This is a genomic window from Ralstonia sp. 25mfcol4.1, assembly GCF_900104095.1.
Classification (GTDB): domain Bacteria; phylum Pseudomonadota; class Gammaproteobacteria; order Burkholderiales; family Burkholderiaceae; genus Cupriavidus.
On the sequence record NZ_FNJO01000003.1, the window covers coordinates 249509 to 270861 of the forward strand.

Below are 21353 nucleotides of genomic sequence, written 5' to 3' on the forward strand. Positions count from 1 at the left end.
ACGCCGTCACGATACCTCACGAGAGCCGCGCCGCTTCCTCGCGCTGGCGCAAACGGAATCGCTGAATCTTGCCGGTGGCCGTCTTCGGCAATTCCTCCACGCATTCGATCTGCCGCGGATACTTGTACGGCGCCAGTTTTGTCTTGACGAAAGCCTGCAGTTCGGCGGCCATGCCGTCGTGCCATTGCTGGCCCGGCCGCAGCACCACGAAGGCCTTCGGCTTGATCAGGTCGTCGGCATCGGCCACGCCGATCACGGCCGCCTCCAGCACGGCCGGATGCTGGGCCAGCACGGCCTCCACCTCGACCGGCGATACATAGATGCCACCCACCTTGAGCATGTCGTCGCTGCGGCCCGCGTAGGTGTAGTAACCATCGGCATCGCAGACATACTTGTCGCCGCTGCGCGTCCAGGCGCCCACGAAGGTATCGCGGCTCTTGTCGCGATTGCCCCAGTACATCAGCGCGGCCGACGGCCCCTTGATGAACAGGTCGCCAATCTCGCCCGGCGCGCACGGCTCGCCCTGCTCGTCGAGCAGCTTCAGCTCATAACCCGGCACCGGGCGGCCCGTGGTCCCGTAGCGCACTTCGCCCGGACGGTTCGACAGGAAGATGTGCAGCATCTCGGTGGATCCAATGCCGTCGAGAATGTCGCAGCCGAAGTGGTTCTGGAAACGGTCGCCGATATCGCGCGGCAGCGCCTCGCCGGCCGACGTGCACACCCGCATCGCCACATCGGCGCGCGGCGGCAGGTCGGCGGCGGCCAGCATGCCGGCGAATAGCGTCGGCACTCCGCAGAACACGGTCGGACGATGCTTGACAAGGCGCTGGAATACCGCCTGAGGCGTCGGCCGCTCGGCCATCAGCACCGTGGTGGCGCCCACCGACAGCGGAAATGTCAGCGCATTGCCCAATCCATAGGCAAAGAACAGCTTGGCGGCCGAGAACACCACGTCGTCTTCGCGGATGCCCAGTACCCGGCGCGCGTACAGATCGGCCGTATGGAACAGGTTGCCATGGGTGTGGACCGTGCCCTTGGGGCGGCCCGTCGAGCCCGACGAATACAGCCAGAACGCCATGTCGTCAGGGCCGGTAGCGGCTGCGGTGGGTGCCGGATCGGCATCGGCCACCATGCTGGCGACGGTGGGGGCCGGTGCGTCGGCCATCGACGGCGTCCCGGGCGCGGCCACGATCACGTCGGGCGCCAGCCCGGCCTTGTCGATGGCGGCCTGCATCGTACCCAGCAGCGGCGCCGACACCACCACGGCCCGCGCGCCGCTGTGCGCCAGCATGTATGCGTAGTCGTCGACGGTCAGCAGCGTGTTGACGGCCACCGGCACCACGCCGGCCAGCAGGCATCCCAGAAATACCGTGGGAAAGTCGATCGTATCGAGCGCGCACAGCAAGACGCGCTCCTCGCGCCGGAACCCCGCCCGATGCAGCGCGCCGGCAAAGCGGCGGCAGCGATCGTCCAGCCCGGCAAAGGTCAGCGTCGTGGTGTCGTCGATATAGGCAAGCTTGCCGCCCCGCCCGGCCTGCAGGTGGCGCGCAAGGAGGTCGTCGGCGGCGTTGTAGCGGTTGGGCAGCGCGGTCACGGCGACGGTGGCCGTCGCAGTTGCCGGGCCCGGCGCCTCGCCAGCCAACACGGAAGACGATGCGAGGGATACAGCCGGGGACACCGCCTGCCCTGCCGTGCCGGCAGCCGCGGTGCTAGTGATCGGGGGCGTCATGTCTCCACTCCTCTGGCCACCCGGATCGTCGCCAGCCACAGCACGCGGTCCGGTATGGCTTCCAGCAGTTTGTCTTCTTGTCCCGACAGCCACGCGCAGCGCCGCCGTGATGTCGATGCATTTTATTTCATATCGACTATTATGCAAGCAAGGGTATGCACTATATAACAGCGCCCACCATGCGCGATGAGGCGCGCCGTGTACGTATAATGCGTCGCCCGATCCAACCTGACCCTATTTTCGATACCAGCATGCGTCGCGATCCCGACACGCTCCTGCCCCCCGACGGCCGCGCCGACGCGCGCGCGGAGTCCCGCGCCACGGGCGAGCGCGACCCCTATCTGACGCAGCTTGGCGAACGCATCCGCTCGTTGCGCGCGGCGCGCGGGATGTCTCGCAAGGACCTGGCACGCGGCGCCGATGTCTCGGAACGCTACCTGGCCAACCTCGAAACGGGCACCGGCAATGCATCGGTGCTGTTGCTGCGCCAGGTGGCCGGCGCGCTGGACGTGCCGCTGCCCGTCGTGCTGGCCGAGGTGGATGGCCACGCCACCGGGCACGGCAGCCCCGGCGCCGCTGAGTTTTCGCAACTGGTGCAGTGGCTGGCACAACTGCCCGCCAGCGATCTGGCGCGCGTGCGCGAGGCGGCGCAGCACGCGCTGTCGCCAGCGGAGTCGCGCGACGCGCGGCATCGTCGCATTGCGCTGATCGGGCTGCGCGGCGCCGGCAAATCCACGATCGGCCGCGCGCTGGCTGCCGCCGAAGGCATCCCGTTCGTCGAACTGAACGCGGCGATCGAGCAGGAGGCCGGCGCCAGCCTGTCCGAGATCCATTCGCTCTACGGCCAGGCCGCCTACCGGCGCTATGAAATGCGCGCGCTCGAACGCGTGCTGCGCGAGCACGACACGATGGTGCTGGCCACGCCGGGCAGCCTGGTTTCCGAACCGGCCACATTCAACCTGCTGCTGTCGCGTTGCCTGACGGTCTGGGTGCGCACCTCGCCCGAGGAGCACATGGCGCGCGTGGTCGCCCAGGGCGACATGCGCCCGATGGAGGGCAACCGCGAAGCCATGACCGACCTGCGCCGCATCCTGCAGGCGCGCACCCCGCTCTATTCGCGCGCGGATGTTTCGATCGACACCAGCGGCCAGGACGCCGCGTCGTCGCTGCAGGCGCTCCAGACGCAACTGCGCCAGCTTCCGCACTAGACCTGCCCGGCCGCCCCGGACAGTGCCCGGGGCGGCCGGAACATTTCCACGATAGCGGGCGCGCGTCGCCGCCCTTTGCCCACGAATTCCGCGAAGTCTCCGGCTTCGCGCCGACATGTTGCGCGGGACTTGCATCGCCCGCCTCGATGCACTATATTTCATCGCAAATGATACGGCACTATAGTGCATCAAGGAGACGCCCCCATGCCGACGGAGACCGCCACGCTCGCCCCTGCCGCCCCGGTGACCTTCGAGCGCCATCCCGAGCAGTACCGCCACTGGAAGCTGACGTTCGATGGACCGATTGCGACACTGGCCATGGACGTCGACGAGGAAGGCGGCCTGCGCCCCGGGTACACGCTGAAACTCAATTCCTACGACCTGGGCGTGGATATTGAACTGCACGACGCGCTGCAGCGCATCCGTTTCGAACATCCCGAAGTCCGCACCGTGGTGCTCACCAGCGCGAAGGACCGCATCTTCTGCTCGGGCGCCAATATTTTCATGCTGGGCAAGTCCAGCCATGCCTGGAAGGTGAACTTCTGCAAGTTCACCAACGAAACGCGCAACGGCATCGAGGATGCCAGCCGCCACTCCGGCATCAGGTTCATCGCAGCCTGCAACGGCACCACCGCCGGCGGTGGCTACGAACTGGCGCTGGCCTGCGACGAAATCGTATTGATCGATGACCGCTCGTCGGCCGTGAGCCTGCCCGAGGTGCCATTGCTGGGCGTGCTGCCCGGCACCGGCGGTCTGACGCGCGTGACCGACAAGCGCCGCGTACGCCGCGACCACGCCGACATCTTCTGCCTGACCACCGAGGGCGTGCGCGGCCAGCGCGCCAAGGACTGGCGACTGGTGGACGATGTGGTCAAACCCGCCCGCTTCAACGAACACGTGCGCGAACGCGCGCAGGCGCTGGCCGCGCAAAGCGATCGACCCGCGGGCGAGGCCGGCGTGGCGCTGACACCGCTGGCGCGCCACACCAGCGACACCGGCTATCGCTATGACACCGTGCGCGTCGACATCGACCGCGACGCGCGCCACGCCACGATCACCGTTAGCGCCCCCACCGGCGAGCAGCCGACTGACGTGGCAGGCATCGTCGCTGCCGGCGCGCAGTGGTGGCCGCTGAAGATGGCCCGCGAGCTCGATGACGCCATCCTGACCCTGCGCGCCAACCACCTCGACATCGGCATGTGGGTCCTGAAGACCACGGGCGACGCCGCGCAGGTGCTGGCAGCCGATGCGCTGATGGACGCCCACGCCAGTCACTGGTTCGTGCGCGAAACCATCGGCATGCTGCGCCGGACGCTGGCACGGCTCGATGTGTCCTCGCGCAGCCTGTTCGCGCTGGTGGAACCGGGTTCGTGCTTTGCCGGCACGCTGCTGGAACTGGCGCTGGCCGCCGACCGCACCTACATGCTGCATATGCCCGATGCCCCCGACGAGGCCCCGCACCTGCATGCCGACGCCGCCAATTTTGGCCGTTATCCGATGCCGAACGGGCTGACGCGGATCGCCGCACGGTTCTACGAAGAATCCGACGCACTGGCCGCCGTGCGCGAGCAGGCGGGCAAGCCACTCGCCGGCCCTGCGGCCGAGGCGCTGGGGCTGGTCACGGCCGCGCTGGACGACATCGACTGGGAAGACGAGATCCGTATCGCCATCGAGGAACGCGCGAGCCTGTCGCCGGATGCGCTGACCGGCCTGGAGGCCAACCTGCGCTTCGGGGGCCACGAGACCATGGAAACGCGGATCTTCGGCCGGCTCACGGCCTGGCAGAACTGGATCTTCAACCGCCCCAACGCCGTGGGCGAGCACGGGGCACTCAAGGTCTTCGGCACCGGCAACAAGGCACGCTTCGACTGGGACCGGGTCTGACCGCCGCCCGCCACCCCTGACAACGAAAAAAGGAGACCCGCGATGAGCATCGACTACAGCCAGAAGATTCCGAATAACGTCAACCTGTCGGAAGACCGCACGCTGCAACGCGCGCTGGAACACTGGCAGCCGGCCTTCCTGGACTGGTGGCGCGACATGGGTCCGGACGGCTCGCACAATTTCGATGTCTATCTGCGCACGGCGGTGTCGGTGGACCCGTCGGGCTGGGCGCATTTCGACCACGTGAAGATGCCCGACTACCGCTGGGGCATCTTCCTGCAACCGGCCGATGCCGAGCGCAAGATCCACTTTGGCGAGCACAAGGGCGAGGCGGCCTGGCAGGAAGTGCCGGGCGAGCACCGCGCCAACCTGCGCCGCATCATCGTCACGCAGGGCGACACCGAGCCCGCGTCGGTGGAGCAGCAGCGCCACCTGGGCCTGACCGCCCCATCGCTCTATGACCTGCGCAACCTGTTCCAGGTCAATGTGGAGGAAGGACGCCACCTGTGGGCCATGGTGTACCTGCTGCACCGCCACTTCGGCCGCGATGGCCGCGAGGAGGCCGAGGCGCTGCTGGGCCGCCGCTCTGGCGACGAGGATAACCCGCGCATCCTGGGCGCCTTCAACGAACGCACACCCGACTGGCTGTCGTTCTTCATGTTCACCTACTTCACCGACCGCGACGGCAAGTTCCAGCTCTGCGCGCTGGCCGAATCGGGCTTCGATCCGCTGGCGCGCACGACGCGCTTCATGCTGACCGAGGAAGCCCACCACATGTTCGTGGGCGAATCCGGCGTGTCGCGCGTGATCCAGCGCACCTGCGAGGTCATGCGCGAGCGCGACATCCAGGACCCGGCCGACGTGCGCGCCGCCGGGGTGATCGACCTCGAAACCATCCAGCGTTACCTGAACTTCCACTACAGCGTGACGATCGACCTGTTCGGCGCGGACCAGTCGTCCAACGCCGCCACGTTCTACAGCGCCGGCCTCAAGGGCCGCTTCGAGGAGGGCAAGCGCGCCGACGATCACCTGCTCAAGGGGGATGTGTACCGTATCCTCGAAGTCCGGGACGGCAAGCTGGCCGAGCGCGAGGTGCCGATGCTCAACGCGCTGAACGAAGTGCTGCGGGACGACTACATCAAGGATTCCGTGGGCGGGGTGGCGCGCTGGAACAAGGTGATCGAGAAAGCCGGCATCCCGTTCCGGCTGACGGTGCCGCACAAGGCGTTCAACCGCAAGATCGGCACGTTCGCGAACCTGCATGTGTCGCCCACAGGCGATGTGATCGGCGAAGCCGAGTGGAATGCCAACAAGGACAAGTGGCTGGCCACCGACGCGGACCGCAAGTACGTGGCGTCGCTGATGGGCCGGGTGGTCGAGCCGGGCAAGTTCGCCAACTGGATCGCGCCGCCTGCCATTGGCATCAACCGCCAGCCGGTGGACTTCGAGTACGTCCGCTTCAACTGAATTTTCGGAGGAACCGACGATCATGGGCGCCGCCGACATCATCAAGCAACATCTGATCGATCCGGAAATCTGCATTCGGTGCAATACCTGCGAAGACACCTGCCCGATCGATGCCATCACCCACGACGACCGCAACTACGTGGTCAAGGCCGACGTCTGCAACGGCTGCGGCGCGTGCCTGTCGCCCTGCCCCACGGGCGCCATCGACAACTGGCGCACCATGTTCAAAGGGCAGGCCTACACGATCGAGGCGCAGCTGGGTTGGGACGAACTGCCCGCCGAGGTGCCGCTGACCGATGCGGTGATCGACGCCGCCATCGACGCCGCAGCAGCCGACGAAGCGATTGGCGAGGCTGCGGCATCGAGCACGCCGGTAACGGTGCAGGCGGTGGAAACCAGCCGCCATACCTCGCCCAAGGCGCCGTGGTCGGCGGCGCATCCATACGTCCACCTGCATGGCATCCGCGAACCGCTGACCGCCACGGTGGCCGGCAACTACCGGCTGACGGAGACCGACGCGTCGAGTGATATCCACCATATCGTGCTGGATTTCGGCAACCAGTTCTTTCCGGTGCTCGAAGGACAGGCCATCGGCGTCATTCCGCCCGGCACAGATGCGTCGGGCAGGCCACATTACATCCGCATGTATTCGGTGGCCAGCCCGCGCGACGGCGAACGGCCCGGTTACAACAACCTGGCGCTGACCGTGAAGCGCGTGGACACCGACCACGACGGCAATCCGGTGCGTGGCGTGGCCTCGAATTTCCTGTGTGACCTGAACAAGGGCGACACCGTGCAGGTCGTCGGCCCGTTCGGCAACACGTTCCTGATGCCGAACCACCGCGAAGCCAGCGTCATGATGATCTGCACCGGGACGGGATCGGCGCCGATGCGTGCCATGACCGAACGGATGCGCCGCAACATGAGCCACTTCGGCGGTCGCCGTCTGCTCTTCTTCGGGGCTCGCAACCGGCGCGAACTGCCGTACTTCGGCCCGCTGCTGAAGCTGCCAAAGGACTTCCTGGACATCCACTTCGCGTTCTCCCGCGACCCGGGCGTGTCGCGCCGCTATGTGCAGGATGCGATACGCGAAGCGGCCCCCAGCGTCGCCGCACTGCTTGGCGACCCGCATGGCTACGTCTACATCTGCGGGCTCAAGGGCATGGAGGAAGGCGTACTCGGTGCTTTCTCGGAGGTGTGCGCGATGGCCGGGCTGTCGTGGACTGAGGTGGAGACGCGCCTGCGCGCCGAAGGCCGGCTGCACATCGAAACGTACTGATTGTCGAGGGTCTGGAACTGTCTCGATTTGCAACTTCCCAAGTGAAACCTGCCGCCTATAATGTTTCTCAAGAAACAGGAGACCATGGGCGATGCAATCGAGGCAGATTCCGGAGACTGCGCCGACCGGCAACCCTGACGCCGGTGTGACGCTGACCAAGGCGGTGATGCGTGCGGCCGGCTTCCTGGGCATCAGCCAGGCCATCGTCGCCAGTGTGCTGGGCATCAGCACCGCCTCGGTGTCCCGCATGGCCTCGGGCGGCTATGTGCTGGACGCGCATCGCAAGGAATGGGAATTCGCTGTCCTGTTCGTCCGCCTGTTCCGATCGCTGGATGCCATCCTCGGCCATGACGAGCAGGCGCGGCTCTGGCTGACGCACGACAACATCTCGCTCGGCGGCAAACCGCTGGAACTGATCCGCACCACTGAGGGCCTCGTCCGTGTCGTTCACTACCTGGACGCCACCCGCGGTCGCATCTGAGCGCAAGCTGTTCGCGCTCACGCTCTGGCGGGCCGTGGAAGCCCAGCATGTTGTCTCGACCATGCCCCTGGTCGATACCCTCGAAGAGCAGGCCGTTCTGGAAGCCGTGATCGATGCCGGCAAACCTGTCGTCCCACCCGACGCGCGCGCCCTGCACTACCTGATCTTTACGCCGTTCCGGTATCCGGCCACCGAGTGGGGCTCACGCTTCCGGGGTGGCCAGGACCCCGGCGTGTTCTACGGCGCGGAATCGATCCGTACCGCCTGCGCCGAACTGGGCTACTGGCGCTGGCGCTTCCTGATGGACTGCCCGGCCCTGCCCCGCATCGATGCGCGCGCACAGACGCTGTTCCAGGTAGGTGTCCGCAGCGATGGCGTGGCGCTGGACGCCCTGCCCTTCGCGCAGGACGCCGCGCAGTGGACGCACCCCCGCGAGTACGGCCCATGCCAGGACTTCGCGCGCATCGCCCGGGAAGCCGGTGTCGGCCTGATCCGCTACACGTCGGTGCGAGATCCCGAGCCAGGTACCTGCGTGGCCGTGTTGACGCCGCGCGCGTTCGACCCGCCGCAACCGCTGGCCACCACCACCTGGATGCTCACGGTGCGCCACGACCGCGTGATTTGGCAACGCGATGACCTGCGACAGCGCGACAGCTTCGAATTCGAAAGTACCCCCTGGCCGCCACCGCATCGCACAAGTGAAAATCCGCCATCGGCTTGAACGGCCCGGCGCAAAAACGCTCCAATAGTTAGGCAGGTCAGGCGCAGCCCGAACGCGCCGGATTGGCTGCCATCGCAGAACTTTTAAGTTTCTGTTGCAATGCGAAAACAGGTCACCTATAATCACAGCTTCGACGGACGCGGGGTGGAGCAGTCTGGCAGCTCGTCGGGCTCATAACCCGAAGGTCGCAGGTTCAAATCCTGCCCCCGCAACCAACCGATCAGCATCAATCGGATCCGTCACGCAGCAACACAGCAAACCCGCCCCAACGGCGGGTTTTTTGTTTTGCATCGCCGCCTCGGCCATGCCGCATGTCAGGCGCGGTGCGCCCTCGCCACGCTTCGCGCGCCTGCCTCACGCAGCCGCCAAAGCGAGTCTCCGGCGCGGTGATACACTTTCCCCCATTCTTCCCGGACGCCTCCCATGAAATTCTGCTCGAACTGTGGTCATGCGGTTGTGCTGCGCGTGCCCGAAGGCGACAACCGCCCGCGCAGCATGTGCGATAACTGCGGCACCATCCACTACGTCAATCCGCGCAATGTCGTGGGCACGATTCCGGTCTGGGAAGACAAGATCCTGATCTGCAAGCGCGCCATCGAGCCGCGCTACGGATTCTGGACCTTGCCCGCTGGCTTCATGGAAATTGGCGAAACTACGGCGCAGGCTGCGTCTCGCGAGACGCTCGAAGAAGCCGGCGCACGCGTGGAAGTGGGCGGGCTGTTCTCGATGTTGAACGTGCCGCATGTGCATCAGGTGCACCTGTTCTACCTGGCCAGACTGAACGACCTGGACATCGCTCCGGGAGAAGAAAGCCTGGAGGTCAAGCTCGTCGATGAAGCCGACGTGCCCTGGGACGACCTGGCCTTCCCGACCGTGATCCACACGCTCCGCTGCTTCTTTGCCGACCGCGCCGCGGGCAGGATCGCCGCTGGCGACTTCCGCCTGCACACGCTCGACATCGACAAGCCGATGCGGCCGCTTACCAGCCGCGCCACCGTCACACCGTAACCGCGGCCCAGGCGGCCCCGCCCATCTTCCCGGCATGATTACCTGGCTCGACCCGCAGGATCCGTTTCCGCCGGTCGAGCGCGCGCTCGGCCCAGCCAGCGACGCGCCCGGACTGCTCGCGGCCAGCCGCGACCTGACCCCGCAGCGCCTGCTGCTGGCGTATCGCCAGGGCATCTTCCCGTGGTACTCCGAAGGCCAGCCCGTGCTGTGGTGGAGCACCGACCCGCGCATGGTGCTGGTGCCCGCCGCGCTCAAGGTTTCTCCTTCGTTCCGCAAGACACTGCGACGCGTGCTGCGCGATCCCGACTGGGAAATCCGCGTCGACGACAACTTCACGGCCGTCATGCGCGCCTGCGCCATGACGCCGCGCAACGGCCAGCTCGGCACATGGATCACGAACGAGATCATTGCCGCGTACGCGGCCCTGCACCGGCTGGGCCTGGCGCATTCCGTCGAGGCCTGGTACCAGGGCGAGCGCGTGGGCGGCCTGTACGGGGTGGCGCTGGGACGCATGTTCTACGGCGAATCGATGTTTGCGCATCGGACCGATGCCTCGAAGATCGCGCTGGCGGCGCTCTGTGCGTTCCTGGAGCGCCACGGCGTCGCCATGATCGACTGCCAGCAGGAAACCGACCACCTTGCATCGCTTGGCGCGGCGCCGATTCCGCGCGCCGACTTTATCGCGCATGTGCGGGCCGCGGCAGGCTCTGCCACTATCGAGCCATGGCATTTCGACAAGGGCGAACTGCGCCGCTGGACTGGCACAAACGGCGACGCCTGAGCCATCACTTGGCGACCTTTCCTTCGAGCCGGCCCAGGCGGACGTTGATGCCGCCGACTTCCTTTTCCAGCCCGACAAGGCGCTGATTGGTTTCATCGAGACGCCGGTTCGTGGCGTCGATCTTGTCGCCAAGGCGGGCTTCCAGCCCCTTCATTCCCCCGCTGAGCCTGTTGTCCAGCGCCCCGATTTGTCCGCTGAGCCTGTTATCCAGCGCGACGATTTGTCCGCTGAGCTTCTTGTCCAGCGCGACGATTTGTCCGCTGAGCTTCTTGTCCAGCGCCCCGATTTCACCACTGAGCCGCCTGTCCATTTCCGACATTGTGGACACAACGGCCCGAACCTCGGTTTTCAACATGTCGCCGTAGACGTTGCGTTGGTAATCGAGAATGCCGAACAACGCGGCGAGCAGCCCGAGACCGAGGCCTGCCACCGCCGCCATGTCTGCGTAGCGCGTCCACCGGCCAACCGGGTAGCCCGCAACCATGGTCGCGCCAGGCTGCGCCCTTCCCGAACCTTCCTCGAATGGCATGGATGCCATGATGTGCTCCTGAAGTATCAGAGAGCGCATCCTAGAAAGCCGCTGCGCTGAAAACAATGCGAGGAATCTCAAAGTGCCGGCCGCCGTGCCGATTCCGCTTGCAGACGTGCCCCAATGGGCTCTGATAGACTGCCACTCAGACCCGCAATGCCGGCGTCCGACGCGCCGCCCCCTCATTCGACGTCATGAGCAAGCTGAAGGAACTACCGCTCTCCGCGCTGCAGTTTTATGCGACGGCGCCCTACGCTTGCAGCTATCTGGAAGGCCGCATGGCCCGCTCGCAGGTGGCGACACCCGCCCACCTGATCAACGCCGATGTCTACTCGCGGCTGGTGCGGGCCGGGTTTCGCCGCAGCGGCATCTTCACATACCGCCCCTACTGCGACGAATGCCGCGCGTGCACGCCGTGCCGGGTGCTGGTGGACCAGTTCGAACCCGACCGCAGCCAGCGTCGCGCCTGGAAACAGCACCAGGGCCTGCAGGCGCTGGTGGCGCCGCTGACGTACGTGGAAGAGCACTACGCGCTGTACCTGCTCTACCAGTCGATGCGCCATGCGGGCGGCGGCATGGACCAGGACAGCCGCGACCAGTACGAGCAGTTCCTGCTGCAAAGCCGGGTCAATTCCCGGCTGGTGGAATTCCGCGAGCCGGCGGGTTCGCCCGAGGCCGGCAAGCTGCGCATGGTGAGCATGATCGATGTGCTCGACGATGGGCTGTCGTCGGTCTACACGTTCTACGACCCGCTGGTAACCGGCACCAGCTATGGCACGTACAACATCCTCTGGCAGATCAATCAGACCCGCGAGCTGGGCCTGCCGCATCTGTACCTGGGATACTGGATCGCAGACAGCCGCAAGATGGCCTACAAGGCGCGCTTCCAGCCGCTGCAGGTCCTGACCGGCAACCAGTGGCACGCGTTCGAAGGCGCACCCGCCTCGCCGGAGCCGCAACCGTCGGCCAATCCCGGCCCGGCACAGGAATAGGCGCCAGGCGCGGGCCCGTGCCCGGGCTACCGGGTACGCGAGGCAAATCCAGTCGAAACCAGGCCGAACGGGGCAGTTCGCGCCCAGACCGGGCAGAATTGGCGGCAGACGCGGCCTGAACGGCTACAATGCCGCCCTGGTTCCGACTCCTCTCCGGCTCCGGCCGCGCCCCATCCGTGCTCAACGCGCTCTATCCCCTGTTTCGCCCCGCCCTGTTCTCCATGGACGCGGAGGATGCCCACCATTTCACGCTGAATAACCTGATGCGCGCCAAGCGCATGGGTCTGGCCGGCTGCCTCGGCAACAGCATCGCCGACGATCCGCGCACCGTGATGGGCATCCGCTTTCCGAACCCGGTGGGCCTGGCCGCGGGGCTGGACAAGGACGGGGCCTATATCGACGGGCTGGCCGCGTTCGGCTTTGGCTTTATCGAAGTGGGCACCGTCACGCCCCGCGCCCAGGCCGGCAATCCGCGTCCGCGCATGTTCCGCCTGCCCCAGGCCGATGCGCTGATCAACCGCATGGGCTTCAACAACGGCGGCGTCGACGCGTTCATCCGCAACGTGCAGGCGTCTCGCTGGAAGGCCGAAGGCGGCGTGCTGGGCCTGAACATCGGCAAGAACGCCGATACGCCGATCGAGCGCGCGGCCGACGACTACCTGTACTGCCTGGAGCGCGTCTACCCCCACGCCAGCTACGTGACGGTGAACATCTCGTCGCCCAACACCAAGAACCTGCGCCAGCTGCAGGGCGCCAGCGAGCTGGACAGCCTGCTGTCCACGCTCAAGACCGCCCAGCAGCGCCTGGCCGACCAGCACAAGCGGTACGTGCCGGTGGCACTGAAGATCGCGCCCGATCTCGATGACGACCAGATCCGCAATATCGGCGATGCCCTGGTCCGCCACGGTATCGACGGTGTGATCGCCACCAACACCACCATCTCGCGCGACGCGGTCAAGGGTCTGCCCCATGCCGACGAAGCCGGCGGCCTGTCCGGCCGCCCCGTCTTCGAGGCATCCACGCGTGTAGTGCGTGAACTGCGCCGCGTCGTTGGCAATGATCTGCCAATTATTGGCGTGGGCGGTATCTTCGACGGAGCGGGCGCGCGCGCCAAAATCGACGCCGGCGCGCAACTGGTACAGGTCTACAGCGGCTTGATTTACCGCGGCCCGACGCTGGTCCGCGACTGCGCCGCCGCCCTGCGCCGGTAGGCGGCGGACGGCATCGCGGGGGCCACCACCCCGTGTCGGTCATCGGGCGCATTCACGCGAAAAATGACAATCTTGCGCAATATCTTGCGGCACACCCTTCTTTGGGAGGTGTTTTTCGGCAGGATATGGCGCAATGCAGCACCAAAAGCGATCCCAGCGGGGGCCGAAAATGGTATGCTCGCAGGCTTCGCGCCGTCGCATCCGATGTGATCACGCGCGTGCCCGTACCTGCCGCCGGGCGCGCCGCGTCCGCATCAGGACCGCCGGGCAGCCCCGCAGATGCCCTTTCCGGCCTGCCGGCGCCCGTCAGGACGGCAGTCGTACCGTTTGCGGCTGACTGACTGAAAAGCACCGAACCCTCGGGGGAGAACAATTACATGCTGCGTTTCAAGGCATCCACCACCCAGTCCATCCTCGGCAGCGCAGTGGCGCTGGCCCTGCTCTACGGCGGTGCCGTGCAGGCCCAGACGGCCACCGTGAAGGTCCTGTCGATCGTGGATCACCCTGCGCTCGACGCCATCCGCGACGGCGTGCGCGACGAGCTGAAGACTGCCGGCTACGACGCCGACAAGAACCTGAAGTGGGAATACCAGAGCGCCCAGGGCAACCCGGGCACCGCCGCCCAGATCGCCCGCAAGTTCGTGGGCGACCAGCCGAGCGCGATCGTGGCCATCGCCACGCCTTCGGCCCAGGCCGTGGTGGCCGCCACCAAGTCCGTGCCGGTGGTGTACTCGGGCGTGACCGATCCGGTGGCCGCGCAGCTGGTGAAGAGCTGGAGCGCGACGGGCACCAACGTGACCGGCGTGTCGGACAAGCTGCCGCTGGACAAGCAGGTGTCGCTGATCAAGCGCGTGGTGCCCAAGGCCAAGACCGTCGGCATGGTCTACAACCCCGGTGAAGCCAACTCGGTGGTGGTGGTCAAGGAGCTGAAGGATCTGCTGGCCAAGCAGGGCATGTCGCTGAAGGAAGCCGCCGCGCCGCGTACCGTGGACATCGGCCCGGCCGCCAAGAGCCTGATCGGCAAGGTGGACGTGATCTACACGAACACCGACAACAACGTGGTATCGGCCTACGAATCGCTGGTCAAAGTGGCCAACGAATCGAAGATTCCGCTGGTGGCCTCCGATACCGACAGCGTCAAGCGTGGCGCCATCGCCGCGCTGGGCATCAACTACGGCGACCTCGGCCACCAGACCGGCAAGGTCGTGGTGCGCATCCTGAAGGGCGAGAAGCCGGGCGCGATCGCCTCGCAGACGTCGGATAACCTTGAACTGTTCGTGAACACGGGCGCCGCCGAGAAGCAAGGCGTCACGCTGTCGCCGGACCTGGTCAAGGAAGCCAAGACCGTCATCAAGTAATACCGCCGGATGCCGCGCGCCCTACCCTGTGGCGCGCGGCCCGAAGCGCCCCCAATGGCCCTATCCGGGCCGGCCGGACGGCCTGCAAAGGATTTTCCCCAATGTCCCTCTTTTCCCTGCTGGGTGCCCTGGAGATCGGCCTGATCTTCAGCCTCGTGGCGCTCGGGGTGCTGATTTCGTTCCGCATCCTCAATTTTCCCGATCTGACCGTTGATGGCAGCTTTCCGCTCGGTGGCGCAGTCGCCGCCACGCTGATCTCCGCCGGACAGGATCCGTTCATTGCCACGGTGGTCGCCATCGTCGCCGGCGCCATGGCCGGCTGGATCACGGGCTGGCTCAACGTGCGCCTGAAGATCATGGATCTGCTGGCCAGTATCCTGATGATGATCGCGCTGTACTCGGTCAACCTGCGCATCATGGGCCGCCCCAATGTGCCGCTGATCACCGAGCCGACGATCTTCACGATCCTGCAGCCCGAATGGATGCCCGACTACGTGCTGCGCCCGCTGGTGCTGTTCGTCGTGGTGGTCATCGCCAAGCTCGCGCTGGACTGGTTCTTCTCGTCGCAGCTTGGCCTGGCGATGCGTGCCACGGGCGCCAATCCGCGCATGGCACGTGCCCAGGGCGTGCCCACGGGCCGCGCCACGCTGGCCGGCATGGCGCTGTCAAACGCGCTGGTGGCGCTGGCCGGCGCCTTGTTCGCCCAGACGCAGGGCGGATCGGACATCTCGATGGGTATCGGCACGATCGTGATCGGCCTGGCCGCGGTGATCATCGGCGAGACCATCATCCCGGCGCGACGCCTGGTGTACGTGACGCTGGCCGTGGTAGTCGGCGCCATCCTGTACCGCTTCTTCATCGCGCTGGCACTGAATTCGGAATTCATCGGCCTCAAGGCACAGGATCTGAACCTGGTGACCGCCGCGCTGGTGACGCTGGCGCTGGTGCTGCCCGCCACGCGCAAGAAGCTGTTCGCCCGCAAGAACGGAGGTGCCTGAGATGCTGCGCGCTGAAAACCTGAAGCTCACCTTCAACCCGGGCACGCCGATCGAAAACCGGGCCCTGCGCGGCCTGAGCCTGGAAATCCCGGCCGGCCAGTTCGTGGCCGTGATCGGGTCCAACGGTGCCGGCAAGTCGACCTTCCTGAACGCCGTCAGCGGCGACACGATGGTCGACAGCGGCCGCATCATGATCGACGACACAGACGTTACGCGCCAGCCCGCCTGGGACCGCGCGCACCTGGTGGCCCGCGTGTTCCAGGATCCGATGGCCGGCACCTGCGAGGCGCTGACGATCGAGGAAAACATGGCGCTGGCCATGGCTAGGGGCTCGCGCCGCGGTTTCCGGCCGGCACTGAACAAGCCGTCGCGCGAACTGTTCCGCGACAAGCTGCGCCTGCTGAACCTGGGCCTGGAAAACCGTCTGACGGACCGCATCGGCCTGCTGTCGGGCGGCCAGCGCCAGGCGGTGAGCCTGCTGATGGCATCGCTGCAGCCGTCGCGCATCCTGCTGCTCGACGAGCACACGGCAGCGCTGGACCCCAAGACCGCAGCCTTCGTGCTGGAACTGACCGCGCGTATCGTCGAGGAAAGCAAGCTGACGACGATGATGGTCACCCATTCGATGCGCCAGGCGCTGGACTACGGCCAGCGCACCGTGATGCTGCACCAGGGCCAGGTGGTGCTCGATGTGTCGGGCGACCAGCGCAAGGGCCTCGACGTGCCCGACCTGCTCAAGATGTTCGAGCAGACGCGGCATGAGCAACTCGATGACGACGCCCTTCTGCTGAGCTGATCGCCACGCGCGGCGCAAGCCGCTCGCAAAAAAGCCCGCTTCGAAGCCGAAGCGGGCTTTTCTTCTTCCTGCCGGCACCCGGAGTATCGGGGCCGCCGCTCAGGCAGTTGCCGCCTTGTCCAGCCAGCGTTGGAGCTGATCGGTCACCGCCGTGCTCGAAAACGAGCAGCTGTCCTGTGCGAAGACCGCCGCCATCTCCATCCGACGTAGCAATTCCTCCATTGCTTGTCCGAACACGGGTGGCAGCGTCAGCGACGGTGCGGCAGCCCGCCACCGGGCGATCAGCTCGCCGGCAGGCAGCGTGCCGGCCAGATGGGCTTCCAGCGCCTGGCGCATGACGGCCAGCGTTTCCTGATTGGCGCTCATGAACGCGCCCTCCTTTCCTTGTATAGCTCGCGGAACGTGCGGCCGCTCGGGGCCGGCATGTCTCGTGTTTCGGTCCAGCCCTTGCCCGCCATGGGCAGGCTGGCAATCAGCTTGCTGCGGCCACCCATGCGTGACAGCATACGCGCCCCAATCCGTGCGACAAAGGCGTACAAGTCCGGGCGCCGGGCCACGTAGCCCCAGACCTGCAGCGCCACGCGCTCCTGCCACGGGCGCAGGTGGCGCTCCATCTGCTTCTCGCGCAGCTTGCGCAGCAGGTCCGACAGCGGAATCGATGCCGGACACACCCGGTTGCATTCGCCACACAGCGTGGCGGCCTGCGGCAGATCCACCGCATTGGCCAGGCCGACATAGCTGGGCGTCAGCACGCTACCCATCGGACCGGGATAGACCCAACCGTACGCATGGCCGCCGATCTTCTGGTACACGGGGCAGTGGTTCATGCACGCGCCGCAACGGATGCAGCGAAGCATCTCCTGGAATTCGCCACCGATCAGCCCGCTACGCCCGCCATCCACCAGCACGAAGTACATGTGCTCCGGGCCATCCCGCTCGCCCTCCGCACGCGGCCCGGTCAGCAGCGAAAAGTAGTTCGAGATCGCCTGGCCCGTGGCCGAGCGCGGCAGCAGCCGCATCACAGTGGCCAGGTCTTCCAGCGTCGGCAAGACCTTCTCGATGCCCGTCACGGCCACGTGCACGCGCGGCATGATCGTGCACATGCCCTCGTTGCCTTCGTTGGTGACCACCGCCACGGAGCCGGTCTCGGCGATGATGAAGTTTCCGCCTGTCACGCCCATGTCGGCGGAGAGGAACTCGGGGCGCAGCACTTCGCGCGCCTCGCGCGTCATCTCGGGAATGTCGGTCAGGCGCGGCTTGTTGTGGACCTTGGCAAACAGGTCGGCAATCTCGTCCTTGTCCTTGTGGATCACCGGCGCAATGATGTGCGACGGCGGTTCGGCATCGTTGATCTGCAGGATGTACTCGCCCAGATCGGTCTCGATGCTCTGCACGCCCATCTCGCCCAGCACCTGGTTCAGGCGCATTTCCTCGGTCACCATCGACTTGCTCTTGATGACCTTCTTCACGCCATGCTTCTGGGCGATCTCGGCGACCAGCCGGGCGGCGTCGGCCGTAGTCTCGGCAAACAGCACCGTGGCGCCACGCCGGGTCGCATTTTCTTCAAAAGTGGCCAGCCAGACGTCGAGGTTTTCCAGTGCGCGGTTGCGGCGCTCTTTCAGCGCGGCGCGGGTGGCGTCGAAGTCGATGTCGCGGATGGCGTCGGCACGGGCCGTCACGAATTTCGTCGAAAGCTTCTTGAGGTTCTGCTGCAGACGCTGATCGGCCAGCTTCTGCCCGGCGCGCGCCTTGAATTCCATGCTGTGCACTTGCATCTGGGGCTCTCTTGAAAGTTCGCAGTGTCAGGCGTCGCCGGCCAGCACCTGTGCGATATGGAGCACGCGCGTCTGCGCATCGCCCGAGCGGCGCAGCCGGCCTTCGATATTCAACATGCAGCCCAGGTCGCCCAGCACCACGGCGTCGGCACCGCTGGCCTTGATGTTGGCGCATTTCTCGTCGACGATCGCCGTGGAGATATTGCCGTACTTGACCGAAAACGTACCGCCGAAACCGCAGCAGGCCTCGCAGTCCTTCATCTCGGTCAGCTGCACGGCGGGCAGCTTGCCCAGCAAGGCGCGTGGCTGTTGCTTGACGCCCAGTTCGCGCAGGCCCGAGCACGAATCGTGATAGGTGATATGGCCGGCAAAGCTGGAATCGAGCTTGTCGATCTTCGCCACGTTGACCAGGAAATCGGTCAGTTCGAACACGCGTTCGCGCAGTCGCTCGTAGCGGCCGTTCAGCTCGGGGTCGTCGCGCAGCAGGTCGTGGTAGTGGTGGCGGATCATGCCGCCGCAAGAGCCCGACGGCACCACCACATAGTCGAACATCTCGAATTCACGCAGGAATTTCTCGGCCAGATCGCGCGACACGGCGCGCTCGCCCGAGTTGTACGCGGGTTGACCGCAGCAGGTCTGCGCCTCGGGCACCATCACCTCGTAGCCAGCCGATTCCAGCAGCTTCAGCACCGAAAACCCGATCTCGGGGCGCATGAGGTCCACCAGACAGGTGGCGAACAGTCCGATTCGCATGGCGTTTTCTTTATCCAGACCCTGAAACCCCGTGATTATGCCCCTTTGCCCCACCGCTGCGGGCATCCGGCGCCGCAATCCTGTTCATCGGGCGGTGCAAAGTGGCTCATGACCCGCCGGGCGCCAGGCCGCATCAATCGAAGGAAATCTCGAAAATCACGTTTCACCTGTTGAAATTTTCACGATGCGAGATAGAATCAGGCAAACGCTTAATTTGCCGCACGGCAACATTTCCACATGGCAGAAGCAGACAAGTCACCCGGCAAGACCTCGATCCAGGTGATCGAGCGCATGATGACGCTGCTGGACGCGCTGGCCCAGCACGCGGATCCCGTCAGCCTGAAAGAGCTGTCGCTGGCCACCGGCCTGCACCCGTCCACCGCGCACCGCATCCTGAACGACATGGTGGCCTGCCGCTTTGTCGACCGCTCCGATCCCGGCAGTTACCGGCTCGGCATGCGGCTGCTGGAACTGGGCAACCTGGTCAAGGCACGGCTCTCGGTTCGTGACGCGGCGCTGGCGCCGATGCGGGCGCTGCATCGCGTGACGGGGCAGACCGTGAACCTGTCGGTGCGCCAGGGCGACGAAATCGTCTACATCGAGCGCGCCTACAGCGAACGCTCGGGCATGCAGGTCGTGCGCGCCATTGGCGGCCGCGCCCCGCTGCACCTCACATCGGTGGGCAAGTTGTTCCTGGCCGCCGACGAAGCCACGCGCGTGCGCACCTATGCCACCCGCACCGGTCTGGCCGGCCATACGCGCACGTCGATCACCGATCTGGCCAAGCTCGAACGCGAACTGGGGTGGGTGCGTTCGAACGGCTATGCGCGCGACAACGAGGAACTGGAACTGGGCGTGCGTTGCATCGCCGCGGGTATCTATGACGACTCCCGCCGGCTCGTGGCAGGCTTGTCGCTGTCGGCCCCGGCCGACCGGCTGCAGGACAGCTGGCTGCAGAATCTCAAGGAGACCGCGCTGCAGATTTCGCGCGGCATGGGCTACGTGCCCGAACCTACCGCCTGACCTGCACCGTCATCGTCGGCTCGACGGCCACGTCGGCCGGGCAAAAAAGAACGCGCCGGGGGCTGACACCCCACGGCGCGTTTTCCATGGCGCAATGGCTACCGCTCAGGTGCCATGCGACTGCTGCGATACCAGGACCGCCGCAGGGGATCTAGGACCCTGCGTAAGATTGGGCGTTGACGGGAAAGGGCGCGGCTGGCCCCCTGCCGACGGCGGTTGATGCTCAAGCCAGTTGCGCACGCGCGTGGCATCGGCAAAGCGCGACAGCTTGCCCACAGAGTCCAGGAACACCATCACCACGTTGCGATCGTTCACGCGGGTCTGCATGACCAGGCACTGGCCAGCTTCCGAGATATAGCCGGTCTTCTGCAGGCCGATATCCCAGCTGCCGCCACGTACCAGGCGGTTGGTGCTGACGTAGTGCATCGTGCGACCCGACACGCTGACCTCGTGCTCCGGCTGCGTCGAGAATTCGCGGATGGTCGGGTTGCGGTAAGCCGCGTTGACCAGGCGAGCCAGATCCATCGCGCTCGACACATTGCTGCTCGACAGGCCGCTCGAATCGACGAAGTGGCTGTCGTTCATGCCCAGCTCGCGTGCCTTCTTGTTCATCGCCCCCACGAAAGCCGGCAGGCCACCCGGGTAGCTGCGGCCCAGCACCGACGCGGCGCGGTTTTCCGACGACATCAGCGCCAGCAGCAGCATCTCGTGGCGCGTCAGCGTCGTGCCGAAGCGCAGGCGCGAGCTGCTGTGCTTCTCGGTGTCGCGGTCGTCCTCGCTCACCGTCAGCATTTCATCCATCGGCAGGTGCGAGTCCATCACCACCAGCGCTGTCATCAGCTTGGTGATCGAGGCAATCGGCAGCACCGCTGTCGGATTTTTCTGGAACAGCACCTCGTTGGTGTTCTGATCCATGACCAGCGCCACCGACGAACGCAGAGAGAGGGCGTCCTCGGTGTCCCGCAGGCCCATCGCCTCGCCCAGCGACGGTTTGGCCGGCACGAACGCGGCGCGCACCGGCGCGGCACGGCTGGCCACCACGGTGCGTTTGCCGTTCCTGACGACAATCACTTTGCGTGGAGACGCCTCCGCTTTCGCAGAAGCCACCTTTTTGGTGGGTTTTGCGGACTTTTCGGTCTTTTTGGAGGAAGTTTTCGTCGCAGTCGACTTCGTCGATGCGTACGCTGCCGGCGCGGCCAGCAGGGCAACCGACACCAGCGCCGACGTGGCGATAGCGGTCAGTTGAGGAAGGCCAAAGAGTCGGGACATGAAGGAATCGGTCCGGAACATGATCTGTTCAGCGCGAATACGGAATGGCGCTAGTGTAGGAAATTAAGAAATTCTTAGCAAGATTAATGAC

General features: G+C 65.8%; 20 protein-coding genes and 1 tRNA gene. 15 read left to right on the plus strand and 6 right to left on the minus strand.

What is annotated here, in order from left to right; all coding sequences use genetic code 11:
* Positions 1–16 precede the first annotated feature (16 nt).
* Positions 17–1729: a benzoate-CoA ligase family protein gene (locus BLQ58_RS07230; RefSeq protein ID WP_029050649.1), complete on the minus strand. Its 1713-nt coding sequence runs from the start codon at positions 1727–1729 to the stop codon at positions 17–19.
* A gap of 251 nt (positions 1730–1980) precedes the next feature.
* Between BLQ58_RS07230 and BLQ58_RS07235 the strand changes: the two genes are divergently transcribed.
* From BLQ58_RS07235 to aat, 9 genes are all read left to right on the plus strand, one after another.
* The gene (locus BLQ58_RS07235) at positions 1981–2937 is read left to right on the plus strand and encodes a helix-turn-helix transcriptional regulator (protein ID WP_029050650.1); all 957 of its coding nucleotides are present in this window, start codon (positions 1981–1983) and stop codon (positions 2935–2937) included.
* Positions 2938–3141: 204 nt separating this feature from the next.
* A complete protein-coding gene (boxC, locus tag BLQ58_RS07240; protein WP_029050651.1) occupies positions 3142–4821 on the plus strand; it encodes a 2,3-epoxybenzoyl-CoA dihydrolase in 1680 nt (559 codons plus the stop codon).
* Positions 4822–4863: 42 nt separating this feature from the next.
* Positions 4864–6288: a benzoyl-CoA 2,3-epoxidase subunit BoxB gene (gene boxB / locus BLQ58_RS07245; RefSeq protein ID WP_029050652.1), complete on the plus strand. Its 1425-nt coding sequence runs from the start codon at positions 4864–4866 to the stop codon at positions 6286–6288.
* 22 nt (positions 6289–6310) lie between these two features.
* Positions 6311–7567: a benzoyl-CoA 2,3-epoxidase subunit BoxA gene (gene boxA / locus BLQ58_RS07250; RefSeq protein ID WP_029050653.1), complete on the plus strand. Its 1257-nt coding sequence runs from the start codon at positions 6311–6313 to the stop codon at positions 7565–7567.
* Between the two features lie 91 nt (positions 7568–7658).
* Positions 7659–8048: an antitoxin Xre/MbcA/ParS toxin-binding domain-containing protein gene (locus BLQ58_RS07255; RefSeq protein WP_029050654.1), complete on the plus strand. Its 390-nt coding sequence runs from the start codon at positions 7659–7661 to the stop codon at positions 8046–8048.
* A complete protein-coding gene (locus tag BLQ58_RS07260) occupies positions 8008–8769 on the plus strand; it encodes an RES family NAD+ phosphorylase (RefSeq protein WP_029050655.1) in 762 nt (253 codons plus the stop codon). Before BLQ58_RS07255 ends, BLQ58_RS07260 begins: the two co-directional genes overlap by 41 nt.
* A gap of 138 nt (positions 8770–8907) precedes the next feature.
* A tRNA-Met gene (locus BLQ58_RS07265) sits at positions 8908–8984 on the plus strand.
* Positions 8985–9192: 208 nt separating this feature from the next.
* Positions 9193–9777 carry an NUDIX hydrolase gene (locus BLQ58_RS07270; protein ID WP_029050656.1) on the plus strand — a complete coding sequence of 195 codons (585 nt, stop codon included), beginning with the start codon at positions 9193–9195 and terminating at the stop codon, positions 9775–9777.
* 34 nt (positions 9778–9811) lie between these two features.
* Complete coding sequence (aat, locus tag BLQ58_RS07275; protein ID WP_029051256.1) at positions 9812–10558, plus strand: leucyl/phenylalanyl-tRNA--protein transferase; 747 nt, start codon at positions 9812–9814, stop codon at positions 10556–10558.
* 4 nt (positions 10559–10562) lie between these two features.
* Here the strand turns inward: aat and BLQ58_RS07280 are convergent, their stop codons facing one another.
* Positions 10563–11096 carry a hypothetical protein gene (locus BLQ58_RS07280; RefSeq protein WP_139186072.1) on the minus strand — a complete coding sequence of 178 codons (534 nt, stop codon included), beginning with the start codon at positions 11094–11096 and terminating at the stop codon, positions 10563–10565.
* A gap of 185 nt (positions 11097–11281) precedes the next feature.
* Between BLQ58_RS07280 and BLQ58_RS07285 the strand changes: the two genes are divergently transcribed.
* From BLQ58_RS07285 to BLQ58_RS07305, 5 genes are all read left to right on the plus strand, one after another.
* Positions 11282–12079 carry an arginyltransferase gene (locus BLQ58_RS07285; RefSeq protein WP_029051255.1) on the plus strand — a complete coding sequence of 266 codons (798 nt, stop codon included), beginning with the start codon at positions 11282–11284 and terminating at the stop codon, positions 12077–12079.
* 176 nt (positions 12080–12255) lie between these two features.
* Entirely contained in the window at positions 12256–13290 is a 1035-nt protein-coding gene (locus tag BLQ58_RS07290) for a quinone-dependent dihydroorotate dehydrogenase (protein WP_029051254.1), read from the plus strand.
* 377 nt (positions 13291–13667) lie between these two features.
* Entirely contained in the window at positions 13668–14648 is a 981-nt protein-coding gene (locus BLQ58_RS07295) for an ABC transporter substrate-binding protein (RefSeq protein WP_029051253.1), read from the plus strand.
* 101 nt (positions 14649–14749) lie between these two features.
* A complete protein-coding gene (locus tag BLQ58_RS07300; protein WP_029051252.1) occupies positions 14750–15646 on the plus strand; it encodes an ABC transporter permease in 897 nt (298 codons plus the stop codon).
* Position 15647: 1 nt separating this feature from the next.
* The gene (locus tag BLQ58_RS07305) at positions 15648–16442 is read left to right on the plus strand and encodes an ABC transporter ATP-binding protein (RefSeq protein WP_029051251.1); all 795 of its coding nucleotides are present in this window, start codon (positions 15648–15650) and stop codon (positions 16440–16442) included.
* Between the two features lie 99 nt (positions 16443–16541).
* Here BLQ58_RS07305 and BLQ58_RS07310 read toward each other — a convergent pair whose 3' ends face one another.
* Genes BLQ58_RS07310 through BLQ58_RS07320 form a run of 3 tightly spaced genes read right to left on the minus strand, consistent with a single transcriptional unit; the run spans position 16542 to position 18970 of the window.
* Positions 16542–16808 (minus strand): hypothetical protein, encoded by a 267-nt coding sequence (locus BLQ58_RS07310; RefSeq protein WP_029051250.1) that lies wholly within the window; start codon positions 16806–16808, stop codon positions 16542–16544.
* Positions 16805–18217, minus strand: a complete 1413-nt coding sequence (locus BLQ58_RS07315) for a LutB/LldF family L-lactate oxidation iron-sulfur protein (RefSeq protein WP_029051249.1) — start codon at positions 18215–18217, stop codon at positions 16805–16807. The genes BLQ58_RS07310 and BLQ58_RS07315 overlap by 4 nt, the downstream gene beginning before the upstream one ends.
* 27 nt (positions 18218–18244) lie before the next feature.
* Positions 18245–18970 (minus strand): (Fe-S)-binding protein, encoded by a 726-nt coding sequence (locus BLQ58_RS07320; RefSeq protein ID WP_029051248.1) that lies wholly within the window; start codon positions 18968–18970, stop codon positions 18245–18247.
* A 237-nt stretch (positions 18971–19207) separates the two neighbouring features.
* Between BLQ58_RS07320 and BLQ58_RS07325 the strand changes: the two genes are divergently transcribed.
* Positions 19208–19993, plus strand: a complete 786-nt coding sequence (locus tag BLQ58_RS07325; RefSeq protein ID WP_029051247.1) for an IclR family transcriptional regulator — start codon at positions 19208–19210, stop codon at positions 19991–19993.
* Positions 19994–20098: 105 nt separating this feature from the next.
* On the opposite strand, the gene pbpG is transcribed toward BLQ58_RS07325, so the two are convergent.
* Positions 20099–21283, minus strand: a complete 1185-nt coding sequence (gene pbpG, locus BLQ58_RS07330) for a D-alanyl-D-alanine endopeptidase (protein WP_139186073.1) — start codon at positions 21281–21283, stop codon at positions 20099–20101.
* Between the last annotated feature and the right edge of the window lie 70 nt (positions 21284–21353).

Excerpts from the sequence above, each read along its gene's own strand:
- BLQ58_RS07295 (WP_029051253.1), top strand. The coding sequence starts at position 13,668 with ATGCTGCGTTTCAAGGCATCCACCACCCAGTCCATCCTCGGCAGCGCA.
- BLQ58_RS07305 (WP_029051251.1), top strand. The coding sequence starts at position 15,648 with ATGCTGCGCGCTGAAAACCTGAAGCTCACCTTCAACCCGGGCACGCCG.
- boxC (WP_029050651.1), top strand. The coding sequence starts at position 3,142 with ATGCCGACGGAGACCGCCACGCTCGCCCCTGCCGCCCCGGTGACCTTC.
- BLQ58_RS07310 (WP_029051250.1), bottom strand. The coding sequence starts at position 16,808 with ATGAGCGCCAATCAGGAAACGCTGGCCGTCATGCGCCAGGCGCTGGAA.
- BLQ58_RS07280 (WP_139186072.1), bottom strand. The coding sequence starts at position 11,096 with ATGGCATCCATGCCATTCGAGGAAGGTTCGGGAAGGGCGCAGCCTGGC.
- BLQ58_RS07325 (WP_029051247.1), top strand. The coding sequence starts at position 19,208 with ATGGCAGAAGCAGACAAGTCACCCGGCAAGACCTCGATCCAGGTGATC.
- BLQ58_RS07300 (WP_029051252.1), top strand. The coding sequence starts at position 14,750 with ATGTCCCTCTTTTCCCTGCTGGGTGCCCTGGAGATCGGCCTGATCTTC.
- BLQ58_RS07230 (WP_029050649.1), bottom strand. The coding sequence starts at position 1,729 with ATGACGCCCCCGATCACTAGCACCGCGGCTGCCGGCACGGCAGGGCAG.
- BLQ58_RS07270 (WP_029050656.1), top strand. The coding sequence starts at position 9,193 with ATGAAATTCTGCTCGAACTGTGGTCATGCGGTTGTGCTGCGCGTGCCC.
- pbpG (WP_139186073.1), bottom strand. The coding sequence starts at position 21,283 with ATGTTCCGGACCGATTCCTTCATGTCCCGACTCTTTGGCCTTCCTCAA.
- BLQ58_RS07235 (WP_029050650.1), top strand. The coding sequence starts at position 1,981 with ATGCGTCGCGATCCCGACACGCTCCTGCCCCCCGACGGCCGCGCCGAC.
- BLQ58_RS07285 (WP_029051255.1), top strand. The coding sequence starts at position 11,282 with ATGAGCAAGCTGAAGGAACTACCGCTCTCCGCGCTGCAGTTTTATGCG.
- boxA (WP_029050653.1), top strand. The coding sequence starts at position 6,311 with ATGGGCGCCGCCGACATCATCAAGCAACATCTGATCGATCCGGAAATC.
- boxB (WP_029050652.1), top strand. The coding sequence starts at position 4,864 with ATGAGCATCGACTACAGCCAGAAGATTCCGAATAACGTCAACCTGTCG.
- BLQ58_RS07320 (WP_029051248.1), bottom strand. The coding sequence starts at position 18,970 with ATGCGAATCGGACTGTTCGCCACCTGTCTGGTGGACCTCATGCGCCCC.
- aat (WP_029051256.1), top strand. The coding sequence starts at position 9,812 with ATGATTACCTGGCTCGACCCGCAGGATCCGTTTCCGCCGGTCGAGCGC.
- BLQ58_RS07315 (WP_029051249.1), bottom strand. The coding sequence starts at position 18,217 with ATGCAAGTGCACAGCATGGAATTCAAGGCGCGCGCCGGGCAGAAGCTG.
- BLQ58_RS07255 (WP_029050654.1), top strand. The coding sequence starts at position 7,659 with ATGCAATCGAGGCAGATTCCGGAGACTGCGCCGACCGGCAACCCTGAC.